The organism is Otoolea muris, from assembly GCF_943193115.1.
GTDB classification, from domain to species: Bacteria; Bacillota; Clostridia; order Lachnospirales; family Lachnospiraceae; genus Otoolea; species Otoolea muris.
Genome location: NZ_CALPCY010000001.1, coordinates 143,067 through 164,663 on the forward strand (window position 1 = coordinate 143,067; position 21,597 = coordinate 164,663).

Consider the following 21,597-nt stretch of genomic DNA (forward strand, 5'->3'; position numbering starts at 1 on the left):
TCTCCTATTCTTTTTCCTCTGTTTCATGCACATGAATTTCCCCGCCCGAAAGCCGGTATGCGCCGTTCTCCCCGCAGAATATCCCGCTTGAGAAAAAGACGCGCAGGGCCTTTAAGAGCTGCGCCGTATCCTGAACGCCTCCCGTCTCATACGGCGAATGCATGGCGAGCTGCGCCAGTCCGATATCCACCGTGTTCAGGGAAACATGCGCATTTGAAATATTTCCCAGCGTGGAACCGCCCAGGATATCCGAACGGTTGGCAAATACCTGGAAGGGGACGCCGGCCTTTTTGCAGACTGCCTTAAAGATCGCGGAGGAAACGCTGTCCGTGGTATATTTCTGGTTCGCGCTGTATTTGATCACGACTCCCCCGTTCAGGAAAGGGCGGTTGCCCTCATCCGCTTTTTCCGGATAATTCGGGTGCAGGGCATGTCCGTTGTCGGCTGACGCCATGAAGCTGTTGGCCACATCGATCCGGTAATCCTCTAAGTCCCGGCCGAACGCGCCGTTTATGCGCTTCATCACATCCTCCAGAAACGTAGAACCCGCTCCCTGCTTCGTGCCGCTCCCGACCTCCTCATTGTCAAACACAGCGCACATGGCGATATGCGTCTCATTTTCCGCCTCCAAAAGCCCCTTTGCGGCTGCATAGACGCACTGGAGATCATCCAGGCGCGGGGAGGAGATAAATTCCCTGTCCGCCCCCCAGACCGTGCCCGGCATGCGGTTATAGAGGAAGAGATCGCTGCTTAAAATATCCGCTTCCTCCACGCCCGCCGCCTCCGCGGCCAGCCCCATCATAGTATGCTCCCCGCCGGCCATGCGCAGCAGCGGGAGCATATCTTTCTGCGGGTTTAACGCAGCCCCGTCGTTGACCGAGCGGTTCATGTGAATCGCCAAATTGGGAATCAGGGCCAGGTCGCGGCCGATATCCACCAGCCGGCTCTCCAGACGCCCCTCCCGCTCCACAGTCACCCGGCCCGCCACGGAAAGCGGCCGGTCGAGCCATGGCGAGAGGATCATGCCCCCGTATTTTTCCACATTCAGGCTCACATATTTTCCCTTTACCTCCATCTCATGCGTTTCCTTCAGCTTAAATGTCGGGGAATCGCTGTGTGCCGCGGCAATCATATAGCCCCGGTAGCAGCCCTGCGGTACGGAAAAAGCGATCAGGGAGGAGCCGTTTCTCGTCGTCACATACCTTCCTCCCGGCTCAAGCCTCCAGCGCTCATGCTCCAGAAGCTCCTGATAGCCTGCTTCACGGAACAGGGCGCGCAGATTCTCGATCACGTGATAGCAGCTCGGGCTTTTTTCGATAAACTGCATCATGTCGCGGGAAATCTCTTCAAATTTCATCTTTTTTCTTCCTTTCTTTAAATGTTTCATTATTTATTGGCTGAAAATAGTTCTGTACCGTCATACAAAGCCGCACGCCAGCCCAACCAGCATCTTTGCCATTTTTTCCATGGACTCAACCGGTATGTACTCATAGACACCGTGGAAATTATGGCCTCCTGTGGAAAGGTTCGGGCATGGGAGATGCATATGGCTTAAACGCACGCCATCCGTACCTTTTGCTGAGATTATTATACTATTTAGCAAATGTCATAGTCTAATTCTAATACGATGATAGGAGTTATCATGTTTTTGTGATGGCAGATCATTTATGGTGGCGCCAAATGTGCGGGCATGAAGGTTTAGGAAGATTATAGAACTTATCACACAAATGGAATTGGCCTTTCTGTCCCCTGTTTCGTATAATAACCATCTACCAGGCGCAGGGGAGCTACACACGCGAAAAGCGCTATATCATTCTGACTGCCGTAGAACGGACCCAGGCCGTGCTTTTGAGAAACTTTGTCCGCTCCTGCGAACCGGAAGCTTTTCTCATCATAACCAACTCCAGCGAGGTGGTCGGAAAGGGCTTCCTTCTGGAATAGAGAGCAAAAATCAGGGCTGCAGCCGTTCGGACGGCTTTAAGACTCCAAAAGCTGCGCGCCGCGTTTTACCGGGATATGGATCCGTCCAATCCGTTCAGAGGATATTCCGCCCCGGGAACGGCGCGGCTCTTTTCCTCCACAAGCTTAAAAAATTCCTCCATGCATTTCGGAATATAGCGCTTTTTCTTAAAATAAAAAAAGATATCCCTTCTGGCAAATTCCATATCCAGCTTGTAGTAGATGACATCCGGGTGCGGCCTCGCGCTCCTGACGAGCGTATCGCTCACAAAGGAAGCCCCCACCCCGGCGCATGTCATGTTATAGGCCGTGAGCTGCTGGTTTAAAGTCAGGATCGCCCGGGGCACAAAGCCATAGTGCCCGCACACAGCCAGCGCCTTCTGATATGTCCGGTTCTCCGGCGACAGCAGCACAAACGGAAGTTCCGCGAACTGATCCAGGGGCACGTTCGGGTACTGCGGGGCCAGGAAGCGCCCAGTCACGATATTATCCAGGCTCTGCTGCCACGCCAGAAGACGGCCGTTTAACTCCCATTTTCCCGGAACCGCCAGAATCATATACTCCGTGCGATAGCGCTGCCTCTCAAAATTCACCAACGGAAGCTCCTCATTTTCAATGAGCAGATCGATCGCCCCTTCCAGCAGGCGTTTCTGCAGGGAATTGACGCCTCCCTCCTGCACGCTCACCTCCACATAGGGAAACGCCGCCTTATATTCCGCGAGCAGCGGCGGCAGAACGTAGGAGGAAAACATGGCCCCGCTTCCGATTGACAGGCTTCCCTTTTTCAGATTCTGCGTATCTGACAGAAAATTGGCGAAATTCTCCTCCAGACGGATCATCTGCTCCACGGTCTCAATATAGGCCCTCCCCACCTCCGTGAGCCGGATCGGGGATGTGCTCCTGTCAAAAATAGGGGAACCGATCTCGTCCTCAATCCGTTTAATCTTGTTGCTCAGGGCCGGCTGCGTGACATACAGCTTCTGGGCCGCTGTGGAGAAGCTTCTTTCCCGGTAGATCTCGTAAACGTATTCCTTTCCGTTAAATATCATTTTCTTCCTGCCTTTTTGATTTTTCTCCTGCTTCCGGCGGCCTTTTCACGGTTTCCCGGCTTTAGTACGACGTCATATCTGCCAAAACCGCTTTCCCGGTTCGATGTGATCACGTACCGGTCCGCTAATTCCGCCATCAGCCCCAGTACAAATCATTTTCCTTTTCATTCAGACAGCGGCGGTCCGGTAAGAAATCGTATTGGTTATACAGTTCTTCTATGATCTGGCAAGATCCGTTTTTTCGCGCCGAACGCGGTGGTTTCTTTGATATCGGCAAAGCTTAAGGCTATCACCGGACAGGTTCCCTGAAGGCTGCGGTATTTTTCGTCCTGCCATATAGACAGCCCCTCAAAGATCCCGCCCTGCGCGTTATATTTGACGGAGAAAAAGCGCTCCACCATATTTAAGTTCAATGTTTTTCCGAACCTTCCGGGGCGCGTGATCAGGGTGACGTCATCGCCGCTTTCCCACCATTCTTTTATGAAATGGGTTTTGTTAATGTAGAAATAGTGATTGGCCACCACTTTCTCGAAGTTCTGAATTCCGTTCCCCGCAGTCCCTGCCATACGTTCTTCCCCCTGTGACAAAAGGTAGCCGTTCAGGTTGTCTGAGCTGTTACGATAAAAGAATTTCTGTGTTTCTATGATAAAACAACGCCGTGATTAAGTCAACACACTGCCCTGAGGAACTGTCACGAAAACTTCTGCGCACTTTGCACAAGTTATTTCGTGACAGTTCCTAAACGGAAATTAATTTGACTTTCTCCCCTTTGTGTGACAAAATAACATCAGGCGTCCGCCACATACCTCCAGCCGGCTTATACGGCTTAAATGAATCGCACATAGGAGATAAAACATATGCAGGCTTACAAACGATTTCTTAATTATGTCAAAATCTGGACATCCAGCGAGCGAAGCAGCGCGTCTGTTCCCAGCAGCCTGCGCCAGTTCGATCTGGCGCATTTGCTGGCCTTTGAGTTAAAGCAGATGGGGCTTTTTGACGCACAGGTCAACAACTACGGCATTGTCTACGCGCATCTTCCCGCCTCGCCGGGCTATGAGGATCGGGCGCATATCGGTTTTATCGCCCATCTCGACACCTTTCCGGACTTTTCCGGAAAAGACGTTTCCCCTCAGATTATCGAAAACTACGACGGCAGCGACGTACCCCTCGGCTCATCGGGGCTCGTCCTGAAGGTTTCCGAACACCCGCATCTTCCAGGGCTTCGCGGGGATACGCTGATCACCACGGACGGAACCACCCTTTTGGGCGCGGATGACAAGGCGGGCATTGCTGAGATCATGGCCGCGCTTGAGCGGATCATCGGCGCGCAGATCCCGCACGGCGCCCTCAGCGTGGCCTTCATACCGGATGAAGAAATCGGAAGCGGCACGGATCATTTCGACCTGGAGCGCTTCGGGGCCGCGTTCGCCTATACGGTGGACGGCTGGGATCCCGGGGAAATCGTCTATGAGAATTTCAACGCATCAGAAGCCACCATCCATATCCGCGGGAAAAATCTCCATACCGGACGGGCAAAGAACAAGCTGGTCAACGCGCAGCTCATCGGAATGGAGCTCCACCAGCTCCTGCCTCCGCTTGAAACCCCGTCCCACACCGAAGGGCGCGAGGGCTTTTACCATCTCCTGTCTTCCCATGGAAATGTGGCGGAAGCAGTCCTTGTCTATGCCGTCCGCGATCACGATCCGATCCTGTTCCAAAAACGCCTCGACACGCTGTCCGAACTGTGCCGTCAGATGAACGGGCGCTATGGCGAACATACCGTAAGCATAACCATTAAAGAAGAATACCGCAACATGCGGCCGATCATCGAAGCCTGCCCCCACCTCATCGAGCACGCGGCAGCCGCAGTCAGGGCCGTTGGCCTCACCCCCAAAATATGCCCCTCCCGCGGCGGAACCGACGGCGCCAGGCTGAGCTTCAAGGGACTCCCCTGCCCCAACCTCGGCGTCGGAGGCTACGCCTACCACGGCCCGATGGAACACATCACCGCCGAGTCCATTGAAACCGCCTCGCAGATCCTCATTGAGATTGTCCGGTCCTACGCAAAAAAGCCCCTCTGACCGGGGCGCGCAGGCTTTGGAAGAGCATTCGCAGCCCCATGCGCAGGCGGGAATAAAGCGGCAAAACAGCCGGGCGGTACGTTTTGCCAACGTACCGCCCGGCTGCGCGCAAAGGGCCTGACAGGATGCGTGAACCCTTCTATGCGATCAGGCTTCCGAAGATGGAAAGGAAGATCGGGTTATAAATATCGTCAATGATAACGGCAAAGGATGGATAAAGCACCCAGGCAATGTTGTGCCATCCGTATTCCTCCATAACAGCCTTTTCGTTTGCAACCGCATTCGGGCCGGAGCCGCAGCCCCATCCGCAGTTTCCGGCTGCCATAACGGCTGCGCCGTAGTCGCGCCCAAACATGTTGTAGGAGATGAAGATGGCAAACAGGGCCATGAGGATGGCCTGCGCCAGCAGGATCAGTCCCATCTGTCCGGCAACCGGAGCCAGCTTTGTGATATCTGTGGTCATCAGTACCAGGGCCAGGTAAAGCTCCAGGAACATATGCTCAATGGCGTCAACCTCAGGAACATAGAATTTAATGCTGCATGCTTCCATCACATTGCGGGCAATCGCTCCGGCAAACAGGCAGCCGATAAATTTCGGCATTTCAATCATCGGAATATTGTCCAGCAGACAGTAGATCGGCATCCCGAGCGCGGCGATCAGGAGCGTCATGGCAAACATGGAGATCATCCTGCCATTGTCAAGCGTCGGCGCAGATCCCGTTTTTGCAGCCTCCGGCTTATCGTTCGGGTCGGATTTTAAACCGTGGCGGGTAATCAGGAAAGCCGCCACCGGGCCGCCGATCAGGGAGCCCATGATATTTCCCATTGTACCGGCCGCAACGCCGATCGTGGTGGCGTCCGGCGCTCCCATGCTCTCAAAAATCGGGCCGAATGCGGAAGCTGTGCCCACGCCGCCTGACATGGCGGCTGAGGAACACTGCAGCGCCAGCAGCGGATGAAGCCCGACCAGGCTGCCGACAAGCCAGCCAATCAGATCCTGCAGTGTAATCAGCAGGCAGGCCGCGATCGCGATCATCGCGCACAGCTTTCCTCCTGCATTTTTAAGCATTTTCAGGCTGAACCCAAAGCCGACGCACAGGAAGAACAGATTCTGGCATAAGTCCTTTACAATCGCCGCGTCAAAGCTGAATGCGACAATGCCGGCTCCTTTAATAACGGCCACGATCACGGAAAAGATGATACCGGATACAACCGGGGCCGGGATCGCGTACTTCCTCAGGAGCGCGGAGCGCGCCACAATGGCACGGCCAAGGAAGATTACAATAGCTGCAAAGCCGAGCGTCGTGAGATACTCAAACTTAAAGGCCGCGGCCGCCCCGTCAGCCGCGGGAGTGAACGTACCAAAATAGCGCAGGATCGTTTCTGACATAAATACCCCTCCAATTCATTTTATGAAACTTATGTAAGTTTTTTATAAAATTACTGTAAACCATGGCGGGGGGTAAAGTCAATTTTAGTAAGTTTATAATGTGTTTTGTAAGTATTGTAACCGTTTACAGCTCTGCTGTCACAGCCTCCACGTATTCCTCCGTCGAAGCCGCCAGGGACGGAATCAGCGGGAACAGGGCCGGCGCCACTACGCCGGTCGTGGAGCTGAAAAAGCTCATAAACGCGCCTACCAGGCTGAAGGCCAGGGGCACCATGGCCACAGGGACATTGGAGCCGATCCAGGTGGAAAGGGCGTCAATCGTCCCGGCCTTAACCGCCACCGCAATCAGGATCCCGGCTCTGGCGATCATTAAAATGGTATTCCAGGGCACGCGGGCGATGACCTCCTTCTGCGGGGCCAGGTTCATCAGAAGAGCCGCCACCGCAAAGCAGACCGCTACCAGACCCACATCGATTTTTCCGCAGACGGCGCCAAGGAGGGCGTTTCCCGGAAGCAGAAGGCTCAGCACAGGGAATACTAGAGCGTGTTTGAAAATTGCTTTCTGGTAGCTGTGCGTGCCACTTTGTGGGAGATTTGTGCCAAATGAACGCGGCGTAGTGGGCTACGTTAAGTGAATTTGGCACAAATATACCGCGAAGTGGGGCGTGCAGATGCCAGGAATGAATTTTCAAACACGCTCTAGGACAACCCCCATCATAATCAGCATCAGATTCAGTGGTCGGCCAGCAGGCAATCAGCTCTTTGGCGCTGATCCCAAGGCCGAAGCAGCCGATCGCATATGCAAACACGATGCAGAAAAAGCCGGTATTGATTTTCGTCTTATACCCCAGCGCCACTGCCAGCGCGATGGAGGCGACAATCAGAGCGCTCATCATTTTCCCCGCCCCCCTTCCTCAAGTCCCAGAAGCCTTGCCGGAATGGTTTTGGTCATATGGTACACATGCTCTGCCGGAATGCCGTTGTCCACAAGGTACTGCATGTACTCCCCAAACGCCAGCTCCCAGTATGGATTTTCGGTCTGTCCGCCGTCCGTATCCACCATGACATGCTCATACCCCGCTTCCTTAATCAGCTCCAGATTGGAGGCCAGATTGCTCTTATATCTGCCCCCGCCCATGTTCTGCGCATAGCAGCGCTCCAGAACCGCATCGTAATCCCGCGCGATCCGGAGCTGATCCTCAAGGCTCATATCTACAATCCACCATTCGGGATGTGTGATGACAATATGCTTCACCCCCGCCCTCCGGGCCGCCTCCACGACGACAAACGCCTCGTCAGGCGAGATATGGGCCGTTCCCAGAACCGCGCCGTGATCCCGTATCAGCCCGAACACATCCTGAAGCTCCGGAACCACCTTCCCGCCGCACACTACGTCCACCCCTGCCGCGGGATCCTGCTTCATCTTCATCAGATGGTTTTTTGCCGACTGGGTAGGCAGCCACACCACCTTTGCCCCCAGCTTCAGCGCCGTCTCCACCGCCCAGGGATTAATTCCCCCCACCACCCGGTTCAGCGTAATGCTCCCGAACATGGTAAAATCATTGCTGCCCCCATGTACAATCTCGTTGTGGCGGTTGCATAAGAACGCCCGGTCCATTGTGGTCCCCTGGTGCGTCTTAATCACAATCGCGCGCGCCCCCACGCGGATTCCAGCCTCCATCAGCTCCAGATCATCATACGCCCTCCTGCGCAGATCCGGATTGGAATGGACGTGCATGTCAATCACGCCCTTCATCGAAATCGTTTCCTTTGAAATCTCAGCCATGTTTCATCCTTCTCCTTTCATTTTTTACAGGCTTGTATTTCTCTGGAAATGATTGTATACTATTTCAGATATCGGAGAAAGTCAATAAATTTAATATGACACATCGGAAAAACCGATATATAGGGCACATGAAATCAAAAAGGGGGAATACACGAAATGAATTTAAAAGAACTGACGTATATCGTCACAATTGCCAACGAGGGCAGCATCTCCGCGGCGGCGGATAAGCTCTTCATGGCGCAGTCCAGCTTAAGCCAGTCGCTTCAGGTTTATGAAGCGGAGCTCGGGACGCCGATTTTTATGCGCACCGCCAGAGGCGTCCGGCCCACGGCTTCCGGGGAGGCATTCATTGGGCGGGCCCGGCAGATATTACAGAGCTACCACCTGGCAAAAAATGAGGTCTGGGATATCGAAGGTCTGCGCGGCGGCCGGGTGGAGTTTGGCATCAGCACCTTCCGCGGCACGTATCTTCTGCCGCCTGTCTTAAAAAGATTCCACGAGCTGCACCCGAATGTCCATGTGGAGATCACAGAAATGGACAGCATTGACTTAGAAGATCAGATTCTAAAGGGGCTCCTGGACATCGCCCTTATCGCCGCCCCTCCGGTGCGCATTAAAAGCCGGGTTGACCCGCTCATGCGCGATGAAATTTTAATTGTGGCCGCTGACAGCCATCCCGTCATGGCCCTTGCAAAGGAGCGCACCGACGAGCCCGGGCAGTTGTGGGTCGATTTCCGGGATACTGCAGATTTTGAATACATCCTGGGGCCGCCGGATACCGTGCTGGGGCGCTTGGCCAGACGGGAATTCCGCAAAGCAGGCCGCGAGCCCGCAGGCTTAAATACGCACATATCCGCGCCTTTTGCCGCCTCCATGGCGCGCGCCGGGCTGGGGCTTTGCGTCACGTACCGCTCCTGCATCGTTCCCGATCCGTCTGTCGCCTATCTGCGCATCGGGACTGAGGGCGTTTTCTTAGAACTCGGCCTCACCTACCCGGCCGGGGAATACCGCTCAAAGGCCGCGCAGGCGCTTGGGCGGCTGTTTCACACAATGTATTCCGGAAATGCGCCGGAGAATTTGCAATTACAGAACGCTTCATCTGCCGGAACAGTTAAGGAATGAGTGAGCTTTCTTTAGAGCGTGTTTGAAAATTCATTCCTGGCATCTGCACGCCCCACTTTGTGGGAGATTTGTGCCAAATTCACTTAACGTAGCCCACTACGCCGCGTTCATTTGGCACAAATCTCCCACAAAGTGGCACGCACAGCTACCAGAAAGCAATTTTCAAACACGCTCTGGTGTACTGTCCCAAAATAAATACCGCTCAACCGCCTCCGCGCACCCGTCGTGATCACAGTCCGCAACCACCGCGTCGGCGATCGCCCGAACAGATGCCGCGGCATTTCCCATCGCCACGGCAAGCCCCGCCGCCTTCATGGCTTCCCGGTCATTGTCCGCGTCCCCCACGACGATCGTCCGCTCCAGCGGGATACTGAGATGCCCGCACAGCATCCTAAGGCCCGCGCCCTTATCGACCCCCTGCTCCGACATCTCCAGGGAAGCCGCTTCGCCCAGGGCCATCGAAACTTCCGGTCCCCCGCTGCGGATCCGCTGTATCGTTCTCTCCCTTGATTCCCGGTTCCTGTGGTAAAGGTTTACCTTCGCCGCCGGAAACGGGTTTCTCCCGTATTCTCCGGCAATGTCCTCCCACATGGTCGCCACGCGCTCATACGTATCCTTATAAGCGCCCATACCAAATTCCTCAATCCGCTCCCAGTGGCTTTTCTGGACAATGGATTCCTCCAGCAAAAGATTCGGCATAGCCTGCTCAAGCGCCCCCAGCTCCAGAATCCGTCTCACCTTCTCTGTGCCAAGAAGCCTGGAATACAGGGCTTTGCGCTCCCGCACATCATAGACCATCGCCCCGCTCGCACAATTGACATAGCGGATTTCCGGGAGCGCCTGCAGATACTCCCCAAGCTCCGCGAGGCAGCGCCCTGTATTCAGGATCACGACCGCTCCGGCCTGCGCCGCCTTAGCAACCGCATTCCGGCTTTTGGGCAAAATCTGCTTCCTGGAATTCAGCAGCGTCCCGTCCATATCAAACGCAATCAACTGATACATCGTTCTCCTCATTCCTTACAAACCAGCTCATACGCCCTGCCGCCATACCCCATCTCCTCCGCCGCCCGGCCCGGCAGCCCCTTTTCAAGTATGCGGTACATCCTGCGCACATCATCCGGCATGAGCTCCTTTGCAAAATAAACCTTTGCATTCTCCATATCTTTTACCTCTCTCACGTTTGTGTCTCTGATTTAACTATACAATATGGAAAAATTTATGTCAATCAGACTTTGGCCGCAGATGCCCCGTCTCTACACCGCTTCAAATGCAGCATCCAATGCAGCAATCAGATCCTCCACCTTCTCAATACCCACGGAAAGCCGGATCGTATTGGACTTAATTCCCTGCTCCGACAGCTCTTCCCCTGTGCTCTGGCTGTGCGTGGTCGTTGCCGGATGGATCACAAGCGATTTCACATCCGCCACATTCGCCAGCAGGGAGAATATGGCGAGATTGTCAATAAACGTCCGGGCCGTCCTGTCGTCTCCTTTAATCTCAAAGGTAAAGATGGATCCTCCGCCATTCGGAAGGTATTTCTTATATAATGCGTGGCTTGGTTCGCTTTCAAGAGACGGATGATGCACCGCCTCTACCTTCGGATGGTTCGCGAGATATTCCACAATCCTCAGGGCATTGCTCACATGGCGCTCCACACGGAGGGATAATGTCTCCAGCCCCTGCAGGAACAGGAATGCATGGAAGGGGGAGAGCGTCGCGCCTGTGTCGCGCAGGATGACCGCGCGGATATAAGTCACGAACGCCGCCGCCCCTGCCGCATCCGCAAATGATACCCCATGGTAGCTCGGGTTTGCCTCTGAGATCCACGGATATCTTCCGGATGCCTTCCAGTCAAAATTTCCGCTGTCAATGATCACGCCGCCAATCGCAGTCCCATGCCCCCCGATAAACTTTGTCGCAGAATGGACTACGATATCAGCGCCATACTCGATCGGGCGGATGAGATAAGGGGTTGCAAAGGTGGAATCCACCGCCAGCGGTATACCGTGCTTATGGGCGAGCCTTGCAAGCTCCTCCAAATCAACCAGGTTGGAATTCGGATTTCCTAATGTCTCCACAAAAATTGCTTTTGTATTTTCCCGGATGGCGGCCTCAAAGGCGCCTTCCCGCCCCGGATCCACAAAGGTCGTTGTAACATTATTGGTCAGCGGAAGCGTGTGCGCCAGCAGGTTGTATGTCCCGCCGTAAATGGTCTTAGCCGCCACAATGTGCTCTCCTGACTTTGCCAGCGCCTGAAATGTATAGCTGAGCGCCGCCGCGCCGGACGCCACCGCGAGCGCCGCCGCCCCGCCCTCCAGGGAAGCCATGCGCTGTTCAAAGATATCCTCCGTCGGATTCGTCAGCCTCCCGTAGATATTGCCCGCATCCCGTAGGCCAAAACGGTCCGCCGCATGCTGTGAATCATGGAACACATATGAAGTCGTCGCATAGATAGGCACTGCCCTTGCGTCTGTGGCCGGGTCAGCCTGTTCCTGCCCGATATGTAATTGCCTTGTCTCAAAGCCCCAGTTTTTAGAATCCCTTATGTCTGCCATGTTGATTTCCTCCTTCATCGTACCTGGCACAGCATTGCCTGAATTCCAGTGAATACATCACTCGCTGTCAGCTCCCTCTGCACGCCTGCAATGCTGCACTGACATCACGGATTACGTTCCGCAGTCCCGCCCTTTTTGCGCCTCATTATTCCGCAAACAAAGGCGTTGAATAATACCGGTCTCCGCTGTCCGGCAGCAGAGCTACGATCACCTTTCCCTCATTCTCCGGGCGCTTTGCCAGTTCAATCGCGCCGTGCAGGGCCGCCCCGGAAGAAATCCCAACCAGAATGCCTTCTTTTTTTGCAAGGAGCTTCGCCGCCTGAAACGCATCCTCATTTTCAGCCCTGAACACTTCGTCGTATACAGATGTATTCAATACATCCGGGACAAATCCCGCCCCGATTCCCTGAATCTTATGGGGGCCGGCCTTTCCTTCTGATAATACCGGAGAGTCCGCAGGCTCCAGCGCCACGATCCGGATATCCGGGTTCTGCTCCTTCAGATATTCCCCGGTTCCGGTTATGGTGCCGCCTGTTCCCACGCCTGCAATGAAAATATCTACCTTCCCATCCGTATCCCTCCAGATCTCCGGCCCTGTCCCTGCTTTATGGGCCGCCGGGTTCGCAGGATTTACAAACTGTCCCGGGATGAAGCTGCCCGGGATTTCCTTTGCCAGCTCCCGCGCCTTCTCAATCGCCCCCTTCATCCCCTTCGCGCCATCCGTCAGCACCAGCTCGGCGCCATATGCTTTTAAAATATTCCTCCGCTCTGCGCTCATAGTCTCCGGCATGGTAAGTATGATCCGGTATCCCTTTGCGGCCGCGATGGACGCCAGCCCAATCCCGGTATTTCCCGACGTGGGTTCAATAATAACAGACCCATCCTTTAAAAGCCCTTTACTCTCGGCGTCCTCCAGCATCGCTTTCGCGATTCTGTCCTTTACGCTCCCGGCCGGATTGAAATATTCCAGCTTTAGCAGAACCGTTGCCTTAAGCCCAAGCTCCTTTTCGATATTTACCATCTCCACCAGAGGCGTGTTGCCGATCAACCCCAGGGCTCCCTGATAATAACCTGACATTTTACATTCCTTCTTTCTTATTTTTTCATACATCGTTGTTCCGCCGGCCTGCGCTTTTTCCCGGGCAGGACAACCGTAACAGTTCAGATAACCTGAACTGTTATGGCATCTGCCCATGAAAATCGCTTCGCGATGGGGGCAGACGCCTGCTGCCGCTGCGTTTTCGTACGGTCAGCGCAGCAAGTGCGCAGACCTATCTGAACGATTACGGACGACCGGACCGGGAAGACTCATCTTCTCCTTCCCAATTCCGAAGGCTTCTCTGGTAATCCTCTGAATTCATATACCATTTTTATCCTCCAGAATTTCATTAGATATATAATATTACTATTTACCTACTATGTCAATAGGTATATAGGTTTTTATTGATCTTTTCTTTATTTAACCGTATAATACAAAAACAGGAGGTATATTCCGATGATTTCAACAAAGGCGCGCTATGCGCTCAGAGTATTAATCGACCTTGCCCAAAATCAGGAAGACAGCTATGTTCCCTTAAAGGAACTATCAAAACGACAGGAGATTTCCGAAAAATATCTGGAGATCATACTAAAAATACTTGTAAAAGGCAAAATTGTAAAAGGGCTTCGCGGAAAAGGCGGCGGATACAGGCTGACCCGCCCGCGGGAAGCGTATACAGTAGGCGAAATTATCGAGCTGACGGAAGGCCCGCTTGCCCCGGTGGCCTGCCTTATGCCGGATTCTGAGCTGTGCCCCCGGCAAAGCGCCTGCGCCACCCTGCCCCTGTGGAAAAAATTTAATGCGCATATTCACGATTTCTTTTATGGGATAACATTAGACGATTTAATCAATGGGCGCTTTTAACATGCCGCATCGTATCATTGAAAGCACACAGGGAGGATTCGTACAGCCCTGCATAAATAACGGGCGCTGAAATTCACTGTTATTTGTGCAGGGCTGTACTAGAGCGTGTTTGAAAATTGCTTTCTGGTAGCTGTGCGTGCCACTTTGTGGGAGATTTGTGCCAAATGAACGCGGCGTAGTGGGCTACGTTAAGTGAATTTGGCACAAATATACCGCGAAGTGGGGCGTGCAGATGCCAGGAATGAATTTTCAAACACGCTCTAACCGCGTTGGGGGCTGTCAGGCTGCAAATCCATCTGCAGCTCCCTCAGATACGCATCCGCCTCTCCCCTTGACTTAAAAACAAATATTTCCCGTCCTTCCCGGTACTTCCCCAAAAGCTCATAGATCCGGGGCAGCTGCTCCCTGGGAAAATCCAAAATCCACCTTCTGAATTCCTCATCAAGCCCTGTCTCCACCCAGGGCAGATCCTCCCGCTTCTTACCGACACGCGCCTGCGCCCCGGCAAGGCAGACCGAACGGGGGTAATCCAGCAAAAAAACTGTGTCACACGCCTGCAAACGCATTTCAAGGGAACGCTGATAGTTCCCATCCACAATCCAGCGTTCCCTCGCAATAATCTTACGCACCGCGGCGTCAAACACCTCCCTGGATACGTTCGTGCGATCCGGCCTGTGCCACACCATATCCAGATAATACAGCGGAATTCCCGTACAGTCCTTAAGCGTCCTCGCAAACGTACTCTTCCCCGCGCCGGGACTCCCGATAACGATACTTTTCAACATACGCGGCCCTCTCACGATTCTATCCGGCCTTCTCCATGTTATTTACACGATACGATGCACACGGAACGTATTTAAAAAGCCCTACCTCCGCTCACTCCCCAAAAGCTCTGCCAGCACCGCCTTCTGCGCATGCAGCCGGTTCTCGGCCTCCTCAAAGATCTCTTCCGCATGCGCCTCAAACACCTTCTCCGTGATCTCCTGCCCGCGGTAAGCCGGCAGACAGTGCAGCACCATGGCGTCCTGTCTTGCGGCCGCCATCAGCTCCTCATTCACCTGATACCCGGCAAAAGCTTTCATGCGCTCTTCCTTCTCCGCCTCCTGCCCCATGGACGCCCATGTATCGGTGATCACGATATCCGCATTCTCCGCCGCCTTCATCGGATCATCGGTCAGGGAAAATGTCTCATATCCGCCCGCGAATTCCAGCACCGTCTTATCCGGCCGGTACTCCTTCGGGCATGCGGCCGACACCTTCATCTTCATCTTCAGACCGCCGACAATCAGGGAATTGGCCATATTGTTCCCGTCCCCGATATAGCACAGCTTCAGCCCGTCCAGCACGCCGTACCGCTCGCGGATGGTCATGAGATCCGCCAGCACCTGGCACGGGTGGCAGAAATCCGTGAGGCCGTTGATCACCGGAACCGAGCCGTACCTGGCCAGATCCTCGACCTCCTTCTGCTCATAGGTGCGGATCATGATACCGTCTAAATACCGGGAAAGCACGCGGGCAGTGTCCTGGACCGGCTCGCCGCGGCCGATCTGTAAGTCGCGGGAGGACAGAAAGAGCGCCTGCCCGCCCAGCTGGAAGATCCCGGTCTCAAACGAAACCCGCGTTCTGGTTGAAGATTTCTGGAAAATGAGCCCCACGGACTTTCCCTCCAGAATCCGGTGGGGAATCCCGTGCTTTCTCTCGTATTTGAGCTGATCCGCCCGATCAAGGATGGAAGTGATCTCCTCCGGCGCGCAGTCCAAAAGCTTTAATAAGTGTTTCATTCTCCAAATACCTCCTTCATGGCCGAAACGGCTGTGTCTATCTCTTCATATGTGATCACAAGCGGCGGGAGCAGGCGGATCGTATCCGTCCCGGCGGTCAGCACAAGGACGCCGTGTTCCATCAGATTCGCCACAAGCCCGGCCCTCTCATCCGCCCCGACCGCGATCCCCAGCATCAGGCCCATGCCGCGCACGCCCTTTATCTTAGAAGAGCCGATGGACAGGATGGCCTTCCTTAAGTAGTCGCCCTTTTCCCTGACCTCCTTTAAAAACTCCGGAGTGTTGACCACAGACAGCACCGTGCAGGCCGCAGCGCAGCAGAACGGGTTTCCGCCGAAGGTGGTCCCATGCGTCCCCGCGCCCAGGACGTCCGCGCACGCGGCGGAGGCCATCACAGCCCCGATGGGCACGCCGCCGCCCAGCCCTTTCGCCATGCTGACAATATCCGGCGAAATCCCGTACTGCTCATAGCAGAACAGGCTCCCGGTACGGCCGATCCCGGTCTGCACCTCATCCACCAGAAACAGGATATCGCGCTCGCCGCAGAACTTCCTCGCCTCCTGCACATACGCCTTATCAAGGGGAAGCACGCCGCCCTCTCCCTGGATCATCTCCATCATGACCGCGCACGTGGACGCGTCGGCCTTTGCCCTCAGATCGTCCATGTCATTGGCCGCCGCATAGTCAAAGCCCTCGGTAAAGGGGAAGAAATACTGATGGAATTTGTCCTGCCCCGTGGCCTTTAAGGTCGTCACCGTACGGCCGTGGAAAGACTGTTTTAAGGTAATGATCTTATTTCTTCCCTCTCCGTATTTGTCAAAGGAATACTTCCTGGCGAGCTTGATCATGCCCTCATTGGCCTCGGCCCCGGAATTGGAAAAGAATACCTTTCCCATACCGCAGGAGGTGACAAGGGCCTTTGCCGCCCGCGCCATCGGCTCGGTGTAGTAAAGGTTTGATACGTGCATCACCTTATGGGCCTGCTCTGTCAGGGCATGGATCAGCCCCTCATGGTTGTGCCCCAGACAGTTCACGCCGATCCCGGAGGTCAGATCAATATAGGATTTCCCCTCCACGTCCCAGAGCGTCGCGCCCTCTCCGCGCTCCAGCGCAATCTGGAAGCGGTTGTATGTATGCATTAAATACGTCTCTTCCTCTGTCTTCAATTCCTGAAATGTCATCTTCCTTCTACCTCCCGCCATTCTAATGGTATTTGATACGGACAGCCGCCTGCTTATCTGATGGTTTTCAGGCAAAAGAACCGCCTGCCCGCCTGATATGCTTCAGGCAAAAGAGCCGCCTGCCCGCCTGATATGCTTCAGGCAAAAGAGCCGCCTGCCCGCCTGATATGCTTCAGGCAAAAGAACCGCCTGCTTATCTGATACGCTTCAGGCAGATAAGCCGCCGGACTATGAAAACATAGTTCCCACGCCGTCGTCGCTGAGCAGCTCAATCAAAATCGAGTGCGGCACTCTCCCGTCCTGGATATTGGCCCGCTCCACGCCCTGGCGCACGGCCTCCACGCAGCACTCTACCTTGGGGATCATGCCCCCGGAAATGACGCCTGCCTTGATAAGCACCGGAACCTCGGACACCTTTAATTCCGGAATCAGGGTGCTGTCATCGCCCGGCGTCCGCATAAGCCCGCGCACGTCGGTCAGAAGGATCAGCTTTTTGGCCTTTAAGGCCACGGCCAGCTTCTCGGCCGCCGTATCAGCGTTGATATTGTAATTCGTATCCTCGTCCATACCGGCCGCCACGGAGGATACGACCGGGATAAAGCCCTCCTCCAGCATGTTGAGGATGATCTGCTCATTGACCTCCCGGATCTCGCCCACATAGCCGTAATCAGTCCCGTCCGGATCGGCTAGCCGGACAGCCTTAAAGAGCCCCCCGTCCATGCCGGCCAGGCCCACGGCGCGGCCTCCGGCCTTTTCAAAGAGGGAAACCAGGTTCTTGTTGACCTTGCCGCAGAGGATCATCTGTACAATGTCCATGGTTTCCTGGTCCGTATAGCGCAGTCCCTTGACAAATTTAGACTCTTTTCCGATTTTTTTCAGCATCTCGGAAATCTCCGGGCCGCCGCCGTGTACCAGCACTGCCTTTATACCCACCAGATTCAAAAGAACGATGTCCTCGATCACCGCTTCCTTTAACTCCTCGTTGATCATGGCGTTCCCGCCGTATTTCACCACAATAATTTCCCCGGCGTATTCCTGGATATAGGGCAGGGCCTCCACCAGCGTTTCCGCCCGCATCTCCGGTTTTAAATTCATCATGACCGATAATCTCCATTTATTTTCACATAATCATACGTCAAATCGCAGCCCCAGCAGGTCACGGCCCCGCCGCCCTCCTTGAGAGTTACGCGGATCTCCACTTCCTCCTGGCTTAAGATTCTCTTTGCCAGATCCTCGTCAAAATCGAGCCCTCTTCCCTGCTCGCAAACGGCGACGCAGCCCTCTTTGGAGGCAAATTCCACGGTGACGGCCTCTGTGTCAAAGGGCGTGCCGGAATAGCCCATGGCGCAGAGAACCCGCCCCCAGTTGGCGTCTGAGCCGAACATCGCGGCCTTGACAAGCGACGAGGAGCAGATGGATTTTGCCAGGCGCTCCGCCGTCTCCTCATCCGCCGCGCCGGACACGGAGCAGGTCATCAGCTTGCTCGCGCCCTCGCCGTCCCCGGCAATCTTGCGGGCCAGATCCTCTGTGATCACGTGGAGCGCTTCGCGAAACGCCGTATAATCCGCGCCCTCTGCCGCGATCTCCGCGTTCCCGGCCATGCCGTTGGACAGGAGCGCGCACATATCGTTGGTGGAGGTATCGCCGTCCACGGTAACCCGGTTAAAGGTGATCCGCGCCTCGTCGAGCAATGCCTTCTGCATCTGCTCTGCCGTGATCGCGCAGTCTGTGGTGATAAAGGCCAGCATGGTTCCCATATTGGGATGGATCATGCCGGAGCCCTTGCAGATGCCGCCCATATGGCAGACGGTTCCCCCGGCCTCAAACTCCACGGCAATGGTTTTAACCTTTGTGTCTGTGGTCATGATCGCCTCCGCGGCCGTCATGGAATTGTCGTATTTCATTTCCATACTGCCTGCGTGCTCCTCGATTGCCTCCACGTTTAAGGTCTGGCCGATCACGCCCGTGGAGGCCACAATCACATCCTCTGCCTCCACGCCCAGCGCCCGGGCCGCGGCCGCGGCCTCCCTCCTGGCGTTTTCCATGCCAAACGGCGCGCAGGCGTTGGCATTGCCGGAGTTCACGATCACAGCCCTGGCCTTCCCGTTGGCCAGGTGCTCCTTTGTCAGGAGAATAGGCGCCGCCTTGACCCGGTTCGTCGTATACACGGCTGCAGCGTTACATTCACAATCTGAAAGGATCATTGCAAGATCCTTCTTGGTCTGGGACTTGCGGATCCCGCAGCGCATTGCGCCCGCCTTAAAACCCTTTGCAGCGCATACGCCGCCCTCTATGATTTTCATGCCTTTTCCTCACTTCCATAACTAAATGAAACCTTACATATTCGAACGAAACCTTACATATTTTACGAAACCTCGCACATTTAACCGAAGTCTTACACATTCAGCCCCGTTGTCTCCTCAAATCCCAGCGCCAGATTCATATTTTGGACCGCCGCGCCGGAAGCGCCCTTGCCCAGATTGTCAAACAGGGCGGTTACCATGGTCTGATCCGCATGCCCGTTCACAATCAGGGTCAGGACATCGCTTCCGGCCATGCTCCCGGCCGCGATCATGCCCTCATAGCCAAAGGGATGAACCTTTACGAGCTTCTGCCCCTCATACCATTCGGCCAGGCAGGCGCATAGGTCCGCAGCAGACGGACACCCGTTCAGCAAGCGGTTTTCAAACGTCACCGTCACAGCCATCCCCTTATAATAATCATCCACCACCGGGCAGAAGGCCGGGGGACGGGAAAGTCCGCAGACGGCCTGCATCTCCGGCAGATGCTTGTGCTTTAAATTCAGCCCGTAGATGCGGGGTGAAAAATGGCTCTCCGGCTTTTCCTCTGACTCATACTCCGCAATCATCTTTTTGCCGCCGCCGGAATAGCCGGTCAGGGAAAACGCGGACAGCGGATAGTCCGCCGGCACAATCCCCTTTTGCACCAGAGGGTACACGGCGGTGATAAATCCCGTGGCATGGCAGCCGGGATTGGCGATCCGCTTTGACTCCCTTATCCTCTCCCGGTACATCTGTGAAAGCTCCGCCAGGCCGTACGCCCAGCCCGCCGCTGTCCGGTGCGCCGTGGAAGCATCGATAACGCGGACCGTCTCCCGCTCCACAAGCGACACGGCCTCCACAGCGGCCGCGTCGGGAAGGCAGAGAAAAACCAGATCCGCCTCATTGATAAGCTTTTTCCGCTCATCCGTATCCTTGCGCTTTTCCTCATCAATCAGGAGCAGCCGGATATCGTCCCGCGCCGCCAGGCGATCATATATCTGGAGGCCCGTTGTGCCTTCCTTCCCGTCAATATAAATCTTTGGTTTTTCTGCCGTCACGGCCGTCACTCCTCCCGTTTTCCTATAAATGCCTCAATCGCCGCAATCTGGCGCGACACCTCCTCCGGGGCCGGCCCGCCGGGCGCCTTCCTGCCGCGCACGCACGTTTTTAAATCAATGGCCTCATACACATCCGCCTCAAACAGCTCCGAATGCGCCCGAAGCTCCGGAAGCGTCAGATCCGATAACGCGCAGTCGCGTTTCACACACTCTCCCACAAGCCGGCCCACAGTTTTGTAGGCGTCGCGGAACGGCATGCCCTTTTTCGTCAGATAATCGGCGCAGTCCGTCGCATTGATAAAGCCCTTTAACGCCGCCCGCTCCATGTTATCCTTCCGCAGTTCCATGGTGGCAAACATCGGCGTAAGGACGCGCAGGCACTGCTTTACCGTATCGATCGCGTCAAAGACCGCCTCCTTGTCCTCCTGCATATCCTTATTATACGCCAGCGGAAGCCCCTTTAACGCGGTGAGTAAGGTAAAAAGGGAACCATAGACGCGCCCCGTCTTGCCGCGCACCAGCTCGCACACATCCGGGTTCTTCTTCTGCGGCATGATCGACGATCCCGTGGAAAATGCGTCATCCAGCTCCACAAACTTAAACTCCCACGAACACCACGCGATAATCTCCTCCGAAAACCGCGACAGATGCATCATCAGGATCGAGAGCGCCGAGCAGAGCTCCACACAGTAATCGCGATCCGACACGCCGTCCAGCGAATTATCCGTTATCCGCGCAAAGCCCAGCCTCTCCCTCACAAAATCGCGGTCAATGGGGTACGTGGTGGAGGCCAGCGCGCCGGAGCCGAGCGGCATATCGTCCATGCCCTCCAGGCAGTTTTCCAGGCGGATCACGTCGCGCTTCATCATATTGGCATAGGCCATCATATAGTGGCCAAAAGTCACCGGCTGCGCGCGCTGCAGATGCGTGTAGCCCGGCATCACCGTCTCCGTATTCTTCTTCGCGCTCCCGCACAGGGCCTTCATAAACTGCAGAACCTGCCCCTTGATGGCCGCAATCTCCTTTTTCACATACAGGCGCAGATCCAGCGCCACCTGATCGTTTCTCGAGCGGGCCGTGTGGAGACGCTTGCCCGCGTCCCCGATCCGCTCGGTCAGGATATGTTCCACATTCATGTGGATATCCTCATACTCCTGCGAAAATTCAATCGTCCCGTTCTCAATATCCTGCAGAATCCCCTGCAGCCCCTCTGTAATCCGATCCGCCTCGTCCTCAGCGATGATCCCCTGCTTTCCCAGCATGGCCGCATGGGCCATGGAGCCGGTGATATCCTCCTTATACAGACGGCAGTCAAAGGATATGGAGGAATTAAAGTCATTTACTTCCAGATCCGTCTCTTTCCCGAAACGCCCTGCCCACAGCTTTGCCATTTATCTATGCTCCTTTATTACCATGTCCTGTTCTGACACATATTATGCCTGCCGCG

General features: G+C 55.1%; 25 protein-coding genes and 2 pseudogenes. 6 read left to right on the forward strand and 21 right to left on the reverse strand.

Features of this window, described 5'->3' with window-relative positions; genetic code table 11:
• Window positions 1-4 precede the first annotated feature (4 nt).
• Together NFS31_RS00680 and NFS31_RS28140 are read right to left on the reverse strand one after the other, a co-directional pair.
• A complete protein-coding gene (locus NFS31_RS00680) occupies window positions 5-1,357 on the reverse strand; it encodes a M18 family aminopeptidase (RefSeq protein WP_251490517.1) in 1,353 nt (450 codons plus the stop codon).
• A 60-nt stretch (window positions 1,358-1,417) separates the two neighbouring features.
• A pseudogene (locus NFS31_RS28140) lies at window positions 1,418-1,573 on the reverse strand (peptidase T); the annotation flags it as partial.
• A gap of 194 nt (window positions 1,574-1,767) precedes the next feature.
• Between NFS31_RS28140 and NFS31_RS28145 the strand changes: the two are divergent.
• Entirely contained in the window at window positions 1,768-1,941 is a 174-nt protein-coding gene (locus NFS31_RS28145) for a YitT family protein (RefSeq protein ID WP_416389414.1), read from the forward strand.
• Between the two features lie 65 nt (window positions 1,942-2,006).
• On the opposite strand, the gene NFS31_RS00685 is transcribed toward NFS31_RS28145, so the two are convergent.
• From NFS31_RS00685 to NFS31_RS00695, 3 genes are all read right to left on the reverse strand, one after another.
• Complete coding sequence (locus NFS31_RS00685; RefSeq protein ID WP_251490520.1) at window positions 2,007-3,008, reverse strand: LysR family transcriptional regulator; 1,002 nt, start codon at window positions 3,006-3,008, stop codon at window positions 2,007-2,009.
• Window positions 3,005-3,145 (reverse strand): hypothetical protein, encoded by a 141-nt coding sequence (locus NFS31_RS00690; RefSeq protein ID WP_251490522.1) that lies wholly within the window; start codon window positions 3,143-3,145, stop codon window positions 3,005-3,007. Before NFS31_RS00690 ends, NFS31_RS00685 begins: the two co-directional genes overlap by 4 nt.
• A gap of 66 nt (window positions 3,146-3,211) precedes the next feature.
• Window positions 3,212-3,574, reverse strand: coding sequence for an AAA family ATPase (locus tag NFS31_RS00695; RefSeq protein WP_331482400.1), 363 nt, complete (start codon window positions 3,572-3,574; stop codon window positions 3,212-3,214).
• Between the two features lie 291 nt (window positions 3,575-3,865).
• Here NFS31_RS00695 and pepT point away from each other — a divergent pair, with 291 nt between their 5' ends.
• A complete protein-coding gene (gene pepT, locus NFS31_RS00700; RefSeq protein ID WP_251490525.1) occupies window positions 3,866-5,092 on the forward strand; it encodes a peptidase T in 1,227 nt (408 codons plus the stop codon).
• 139 nt (window positions 5,093-5,231) lie between these two features.
• Here pepT and NFS31_RS00705 read toward each other — a convergent pair whose 3' ends face one another.
• From NFS31_RS00705 to NFS31_RS00720, 4 genes and pseudogenes are all read right to left on the reverse strand, one after another.
• Complete coding sequence (locus NFS31_RS00705; RefSeq protein ID WP_251490527.1) at window positions 5,232-6,482, reverse strand: sodium/glutamate symporter; 1,251 nt, start codon at window positions 6,480-6,482, stop codon at window positions 5,232-5,234.
• 124 nt (window positions 6,483-6,606) lie between these two features.
• Entirely contained in the window at window positions 6,607-7,011 is a 405-nt protein-coding gene (locus tag NFS31_RS00710; RefSeq protein WP_275563865.1) for an SLC13 family permease, read from the reverse strand.
• A gap of 220 nt (window positions 7,012-7,231) precedes the next feature.
• Window positions 7,232-7,378: pseudogene (locus NFS31_RS28155) on the reverse strand (SLC13 family permease); the annotation flags it as partial.
• Complete coding sequence (locus NFS31_RS00720) at window positions 7,375-8,268, reverse strand: DUF6282 family protein (RefSeq protein WP_251490533.1); 894 nt, start codon at window positions 8,266-8,268, stop codon at window positions 7,375-7,377. The gene NFS31_RS00720 and the pseudogene NFS31_RS28155, both read right to left, overlap by 4 nt.
• A 156-nt stretch (window positions 8,269-8,424) precedes the next feature.
• Here NFS31_RS00720 and NFS31_RS00725 point away from each other — a divergent pair, with 156 nt between their 5' ends.
• Window positions 8,425-9,390: a LysR family transcriptional regulator gene (locus tag NFS31_RS00725; RefSeq protein ID WP_251490536.1), complete on the forward strand. Its 966-nt coding sequence runs from the start codon at window positions 8,425-8,427 to the stop codon at window positions 9,388-9,390.
• Here the strand turns inward: NFS31_RS00725 and NFS31_RS28160 are convergent.
• A complete protein-coding gene (locus tag NFS31_RS28160) occupies window positions 9,380-9,469 on the reverse strand; it encodes a DUF6783 domain-containing protein (RefSeq protein ID WP_416389415.1) in 90 nt (29 codons plus the stop codon). The genes NFS31_RS00725 and NFS31_RS28160 overlap by 11 nt on opposite strands.
• Here NFS31_RS28160 and NFS31_RS27290 point away from each other — a divergent pair.
• Window positions 9,461-9,619 carry a DUF6783 domain-containing protein gene (locus NFS31_RS27290; protein ID WP_334303033.1) on the forward strand — a complete coding sequence of 53 codons (159 nt, stop codon included), beginning with the start codon at window positions 9,461-9,463 and terminating at the stop codon, window positions 9,617-9,619. The two genes, NFS31_RS28160 and NFS31_RS27290, sit on opposite strands and share 9 nt — an antisense overlap.
• Here the strand turns inward: NFS31_RS27290 and NFS31_RS00730 are convergent.
• The 4 genes from NFS31_RS00730 to cysK all read right to left on the reverse strand — a co-directional run bounded on the left by NFS31_RS00730 (window position 9,553) and on the right by cysK (window position 13,023).
• Entirely contained in the window at window positions 9,553-10,392 is an 840-nt protein-coding gene (locus tag NFS31_RS00730) for a Cof-type HAD-IIB family hydrolase (protein WP_251490539.1), read from the reverse strand. The two genes, NFS31_RS27290 and NFS31_RS00730, sit on opposite strands and share 67 nt — an antisense overlap.
• An 8-nt stretch (window positions 10,393-10,400) precedes the next feature.
• Window positions 10,401-10,568, reverse strand: a complete 168-nt coding sequence (locus NFS31_RS00735) for a hypothetical protein (RefSeq protein WP_251490542.1) — start codon at window positions 10,566-10,568, stop codon at window positions 10,401-10,403.
• Window positions 10,569-10,643: 75 nt separating this feature from the next.
• Window positions 10,644-11,945, reverse strand: a complete 1,302-nt coding sequence (locus NFS31_RS00740) for an O-acetylhomoserine aminocarboxypropyltransferase/cysteine synthase family protein (protein ID WP_251490545.1) — start codon at window positions 11,943-11,945, stop codon at window positions 10,644-10,646.
• Between the two features lie 145 nt (window positions 11,946-12,090).
• Entirely contained in the window at window positions 12,091-13,023 is a 933-nt protein-coding gene (gene cysK / locus NFS31_RS00745) for a cysteine synthase A (RefSeq protein WP_251490547.1), read from the reverse strand.
• A gap of 417 nt (window positions 13,024-13,440) precedes the next feature.
• On the opposite strand from cysK, the gene NFS31_RS00750 reads away from it, so the two are divergent.
• Window positions 13,441-13,848, forward strand: a complete 408-nt coding sequence (locus tag NFS31_RS00750; protein ID WP_251490550.1) for an RrF2 family transcriptional regulator — start codon at window positions 13,441-13,443, stop codon at window positions 13,846-13,848.
• A gap of 79 nt (window positions 13,849-13,927) precedes the next feature.
• Here the strand turns inward: NFS31_RS00750 and NFS31_RS27295 are convergent, their stop codons facing one another.
• A complete protein-coding gene (locus NFS31_RS27295) occupies window positions 13,928-14,101 on the reverse strand; it encodes a DUF6783 domain-containing protein (RefSeq protein ID WP_416389411.1) in 174 nt (57 codons plus the stop codon).
• On the opposite strand from NFS31_RS27295, the gene NFS31_RS28165 reads away from it, so the two are divergent.
• The gene (locus NFS31_RS28165) at window positions 14,045-14,188 is read left to right on the forward strand and encodes a DUF6783 domain-containing protein (RefSeq protein ID WP_416389416.1); all 144 of its coding nucleotides are present in this window, start codon (window positions 14,045-14,047) and stop codon (window positions 14,186-14,188) included. The two genes, NFS31_RS27295 and NFS31_RS28165, sit on opposite strands and share 57 nt — an antisense overlap.
• 526 nt (window positions 14,189-14,714) lie before the next feature.
• On the opposite strand, the gene argF is transcribed toward NFS31_RS28165, so the two are convergent.
• From argF to argH, 6 genes are all read right to left on the reverse strand, one after another.
• Window positions 14,715-15,629, reverse strand: coding sequence for an ornithine carbamoyltransferase (argF, locus tag NFS31_RS00760; RefSeq protein WP_251490556.1), 915 nt, complete (start codon window positions 15,627-15,629; stop codon window positions 14,715-14,717).
• Window positions 15,626-16,810, reverse strand: coding sequence for an aspartate aminotransferase family protein (locus tag NFS31_RS00765; RefSeq protein ID WP_251490559.1), 1,185 nt, complete (start codon window positions 16,808-16,810; stop codon window positions 15,626-15,628). The genes argF and NFS31_RS00765 overlap by 4 nt, the downstream gene beginning before the upstream one ends.
• Window positions 16,811-17,038: 228 nt before the next feature.
• A complete protein-coding gene (argB, locus tag NFS31_RS00770) occupies window positions 17,039-17,908 on the reverse strand; it encodes an acetylglutamate kinase (RefSeq protein ID WP_251490561.1) in 870 nt (289 codons plus the stop codon).
• On the reverse strand, window positions 17,905-19,113 hold the full coding sequence (gene argJ / locus NFS31_RS00775; RefSeq protein WP_251490564.1) for a bifunctional glutamate N-acetyltransferase/amino-acid acetyltransferase ArgJ: 1,209 nt from the start codon (window positions 19,111-19,113) through the stop codon (window positions 17,905-17,907). Before argJ ends, argB begins: the two co-directional genes overlap by 4 nt.
• Window positions 19,114-19,205: 92 nt before the next feature.
• Window positions 19,206-20,150, reverse strand: coding sequence for an N-acetyl-gamma-glutamyl-phosphate reductase (gene argC, locus NFS31_RS00780; RefSeq protein ID WP_251490567.1), 945 nt, complete (start codon window positions 20,148-20,150; stop codon window positions 19,206-19,208).
• A 5-nt stretch (window positions 20,151-20,155) separates the two neighbouring features.
• The gene (argH, locus tag NFS31_RS00785) at window positions 20,156-21,541 is read right to left on the reverse strand and encodes an argininosuccinate lyase (RefSeq protein ID WP_251490570.1); all 1,386 of its coding nucleotides are present in this window, start codon (window positions 21,539-21,541) and stop codon (window positions 20,156-20,158) included.
• Window positions 21,542-21,597 lie beyond the last annotated feature (56 nt).

Excerpts from the sequence above, each read along its gene's own strand:
- NFS31_RS00680 (WP_251490517.1), bottom strand. The coding sequence starts at position 1,357 with ATGAAATTTGAAGAGATTTCCCGCGACATGATGCAGTTTATCGAAAAA.
- NFS31_RS00685 (WP_251490520.1), bottom strand. The coding sequence starts at position 3,008 with ATGATATTTAACGGAAAGGAATACGTTTACGAGATCTACCGGGAAAGA.
- NFS31_RS00690 (WP_251490522.1), bottom strand. The coding sequence starts at position 3,145 with ATGGCGGAATTAGCGGACCGGTACGTGATCACATCGAACCGGGAAAGC.
- NFS31_RS00695 (WP_331482400.1), bottom strand. The coding sequence starts at position 3,574 with ATGGCAGGGACTGCGGGGAACGGAATTCAGAACTTCGAGAAAGTGGTG.
- pepT (WP_251490525.1), top strand. The coding sequence starts at position 3,866 with ATGCAGGCTTACAAACGATTTCTTAATTATGTCAAAATCTGGACATCC.
- NFS31_RS00705 (WP_251490527.1), bottom strand. The coding sequence starts at position 6,482 with ATGTCAGAAACGATCCTGCGCTATTTTGGTACGTTCACTCCCGCGGCT.
- NFS31_RS00720 (WP_251490533.1), bottom strand. The coding sequence starts at position 8,268 with ATGGCTGAGATTTCAAAGGAAACGATTTCGATGAAGGGCGTGATTGAC.
- NFS31_RS00725 (WP_251490536.1), top strand. The coding sequence starts at position 8,425 with ATGAATTTAAAAGAACTGACGTATATCGTCACAATTGCCAACGAGGGC.
- NFS31_RS00730 (WP_251490539.1), bottom strand. The coding sequence starts at position 10,392 with ATGTATCAGTTGATTGCGTTTGATATGGACGGGACGCTGCTGAATTCC.
- NFS31_RS00740 (WP_251490545.1), bottom strand. The coding sequence starts at position 11,945 with ATGGCAGACATAAGGGATTCTAAAAACTGGGGCTTTGAGACAAGGCAA.
- cysK (WP_251490547.1), bottom strand. The coding sequence starts at position 13,023 with ATGTCAGGTTATTATCAGGGAGCCCTGGGGTTGATCGGCAACACGCCT.
- NFS31_RS00750 (WP_251490550.1), top strand. The coding sequence starts at position 13,441 with ATGATTTCAACAAAGGCGCGCTATGCGCTCAGAGTATTAATCGACCTT.
- argF (WP_251490556.1), bottom strand. The coding sequence starts at position 15,629 with ATGAAACACTTATTAAAGCTTTTGGACTGCGCGCCGGAGGAGATCACT.
- NFS31_RS00765 (WP_251490559.1), bottom strand. The coding sequence starts at position 16,810 with ATGACATTTCAGGAATTGAAGACAGAGGAAGAGACGTATTTAATGCAT.
- argB (WP_251490561.1), bottom strand. The coding sequence starts at position 17,908 with ATGATGAATTTAAAACCGGAGATGCGGGCGGAAACGCTGGTGGAGGCC.
- argJ (WP_251490564.1), bottom strand. The coding sequence starts at position 19,113 with ATGAAAATCATAGAGGGCGGCGTATGCGCTGCAAAGGGTTTTAAGGCG.
- argH (WP_251490570.1), bottom strand. The coding sequence starts at position 21,541 with ATGGCAAAGCTGTGGGCAGGGCGTTTCGGGAAAGAGACGGATCTGGAA.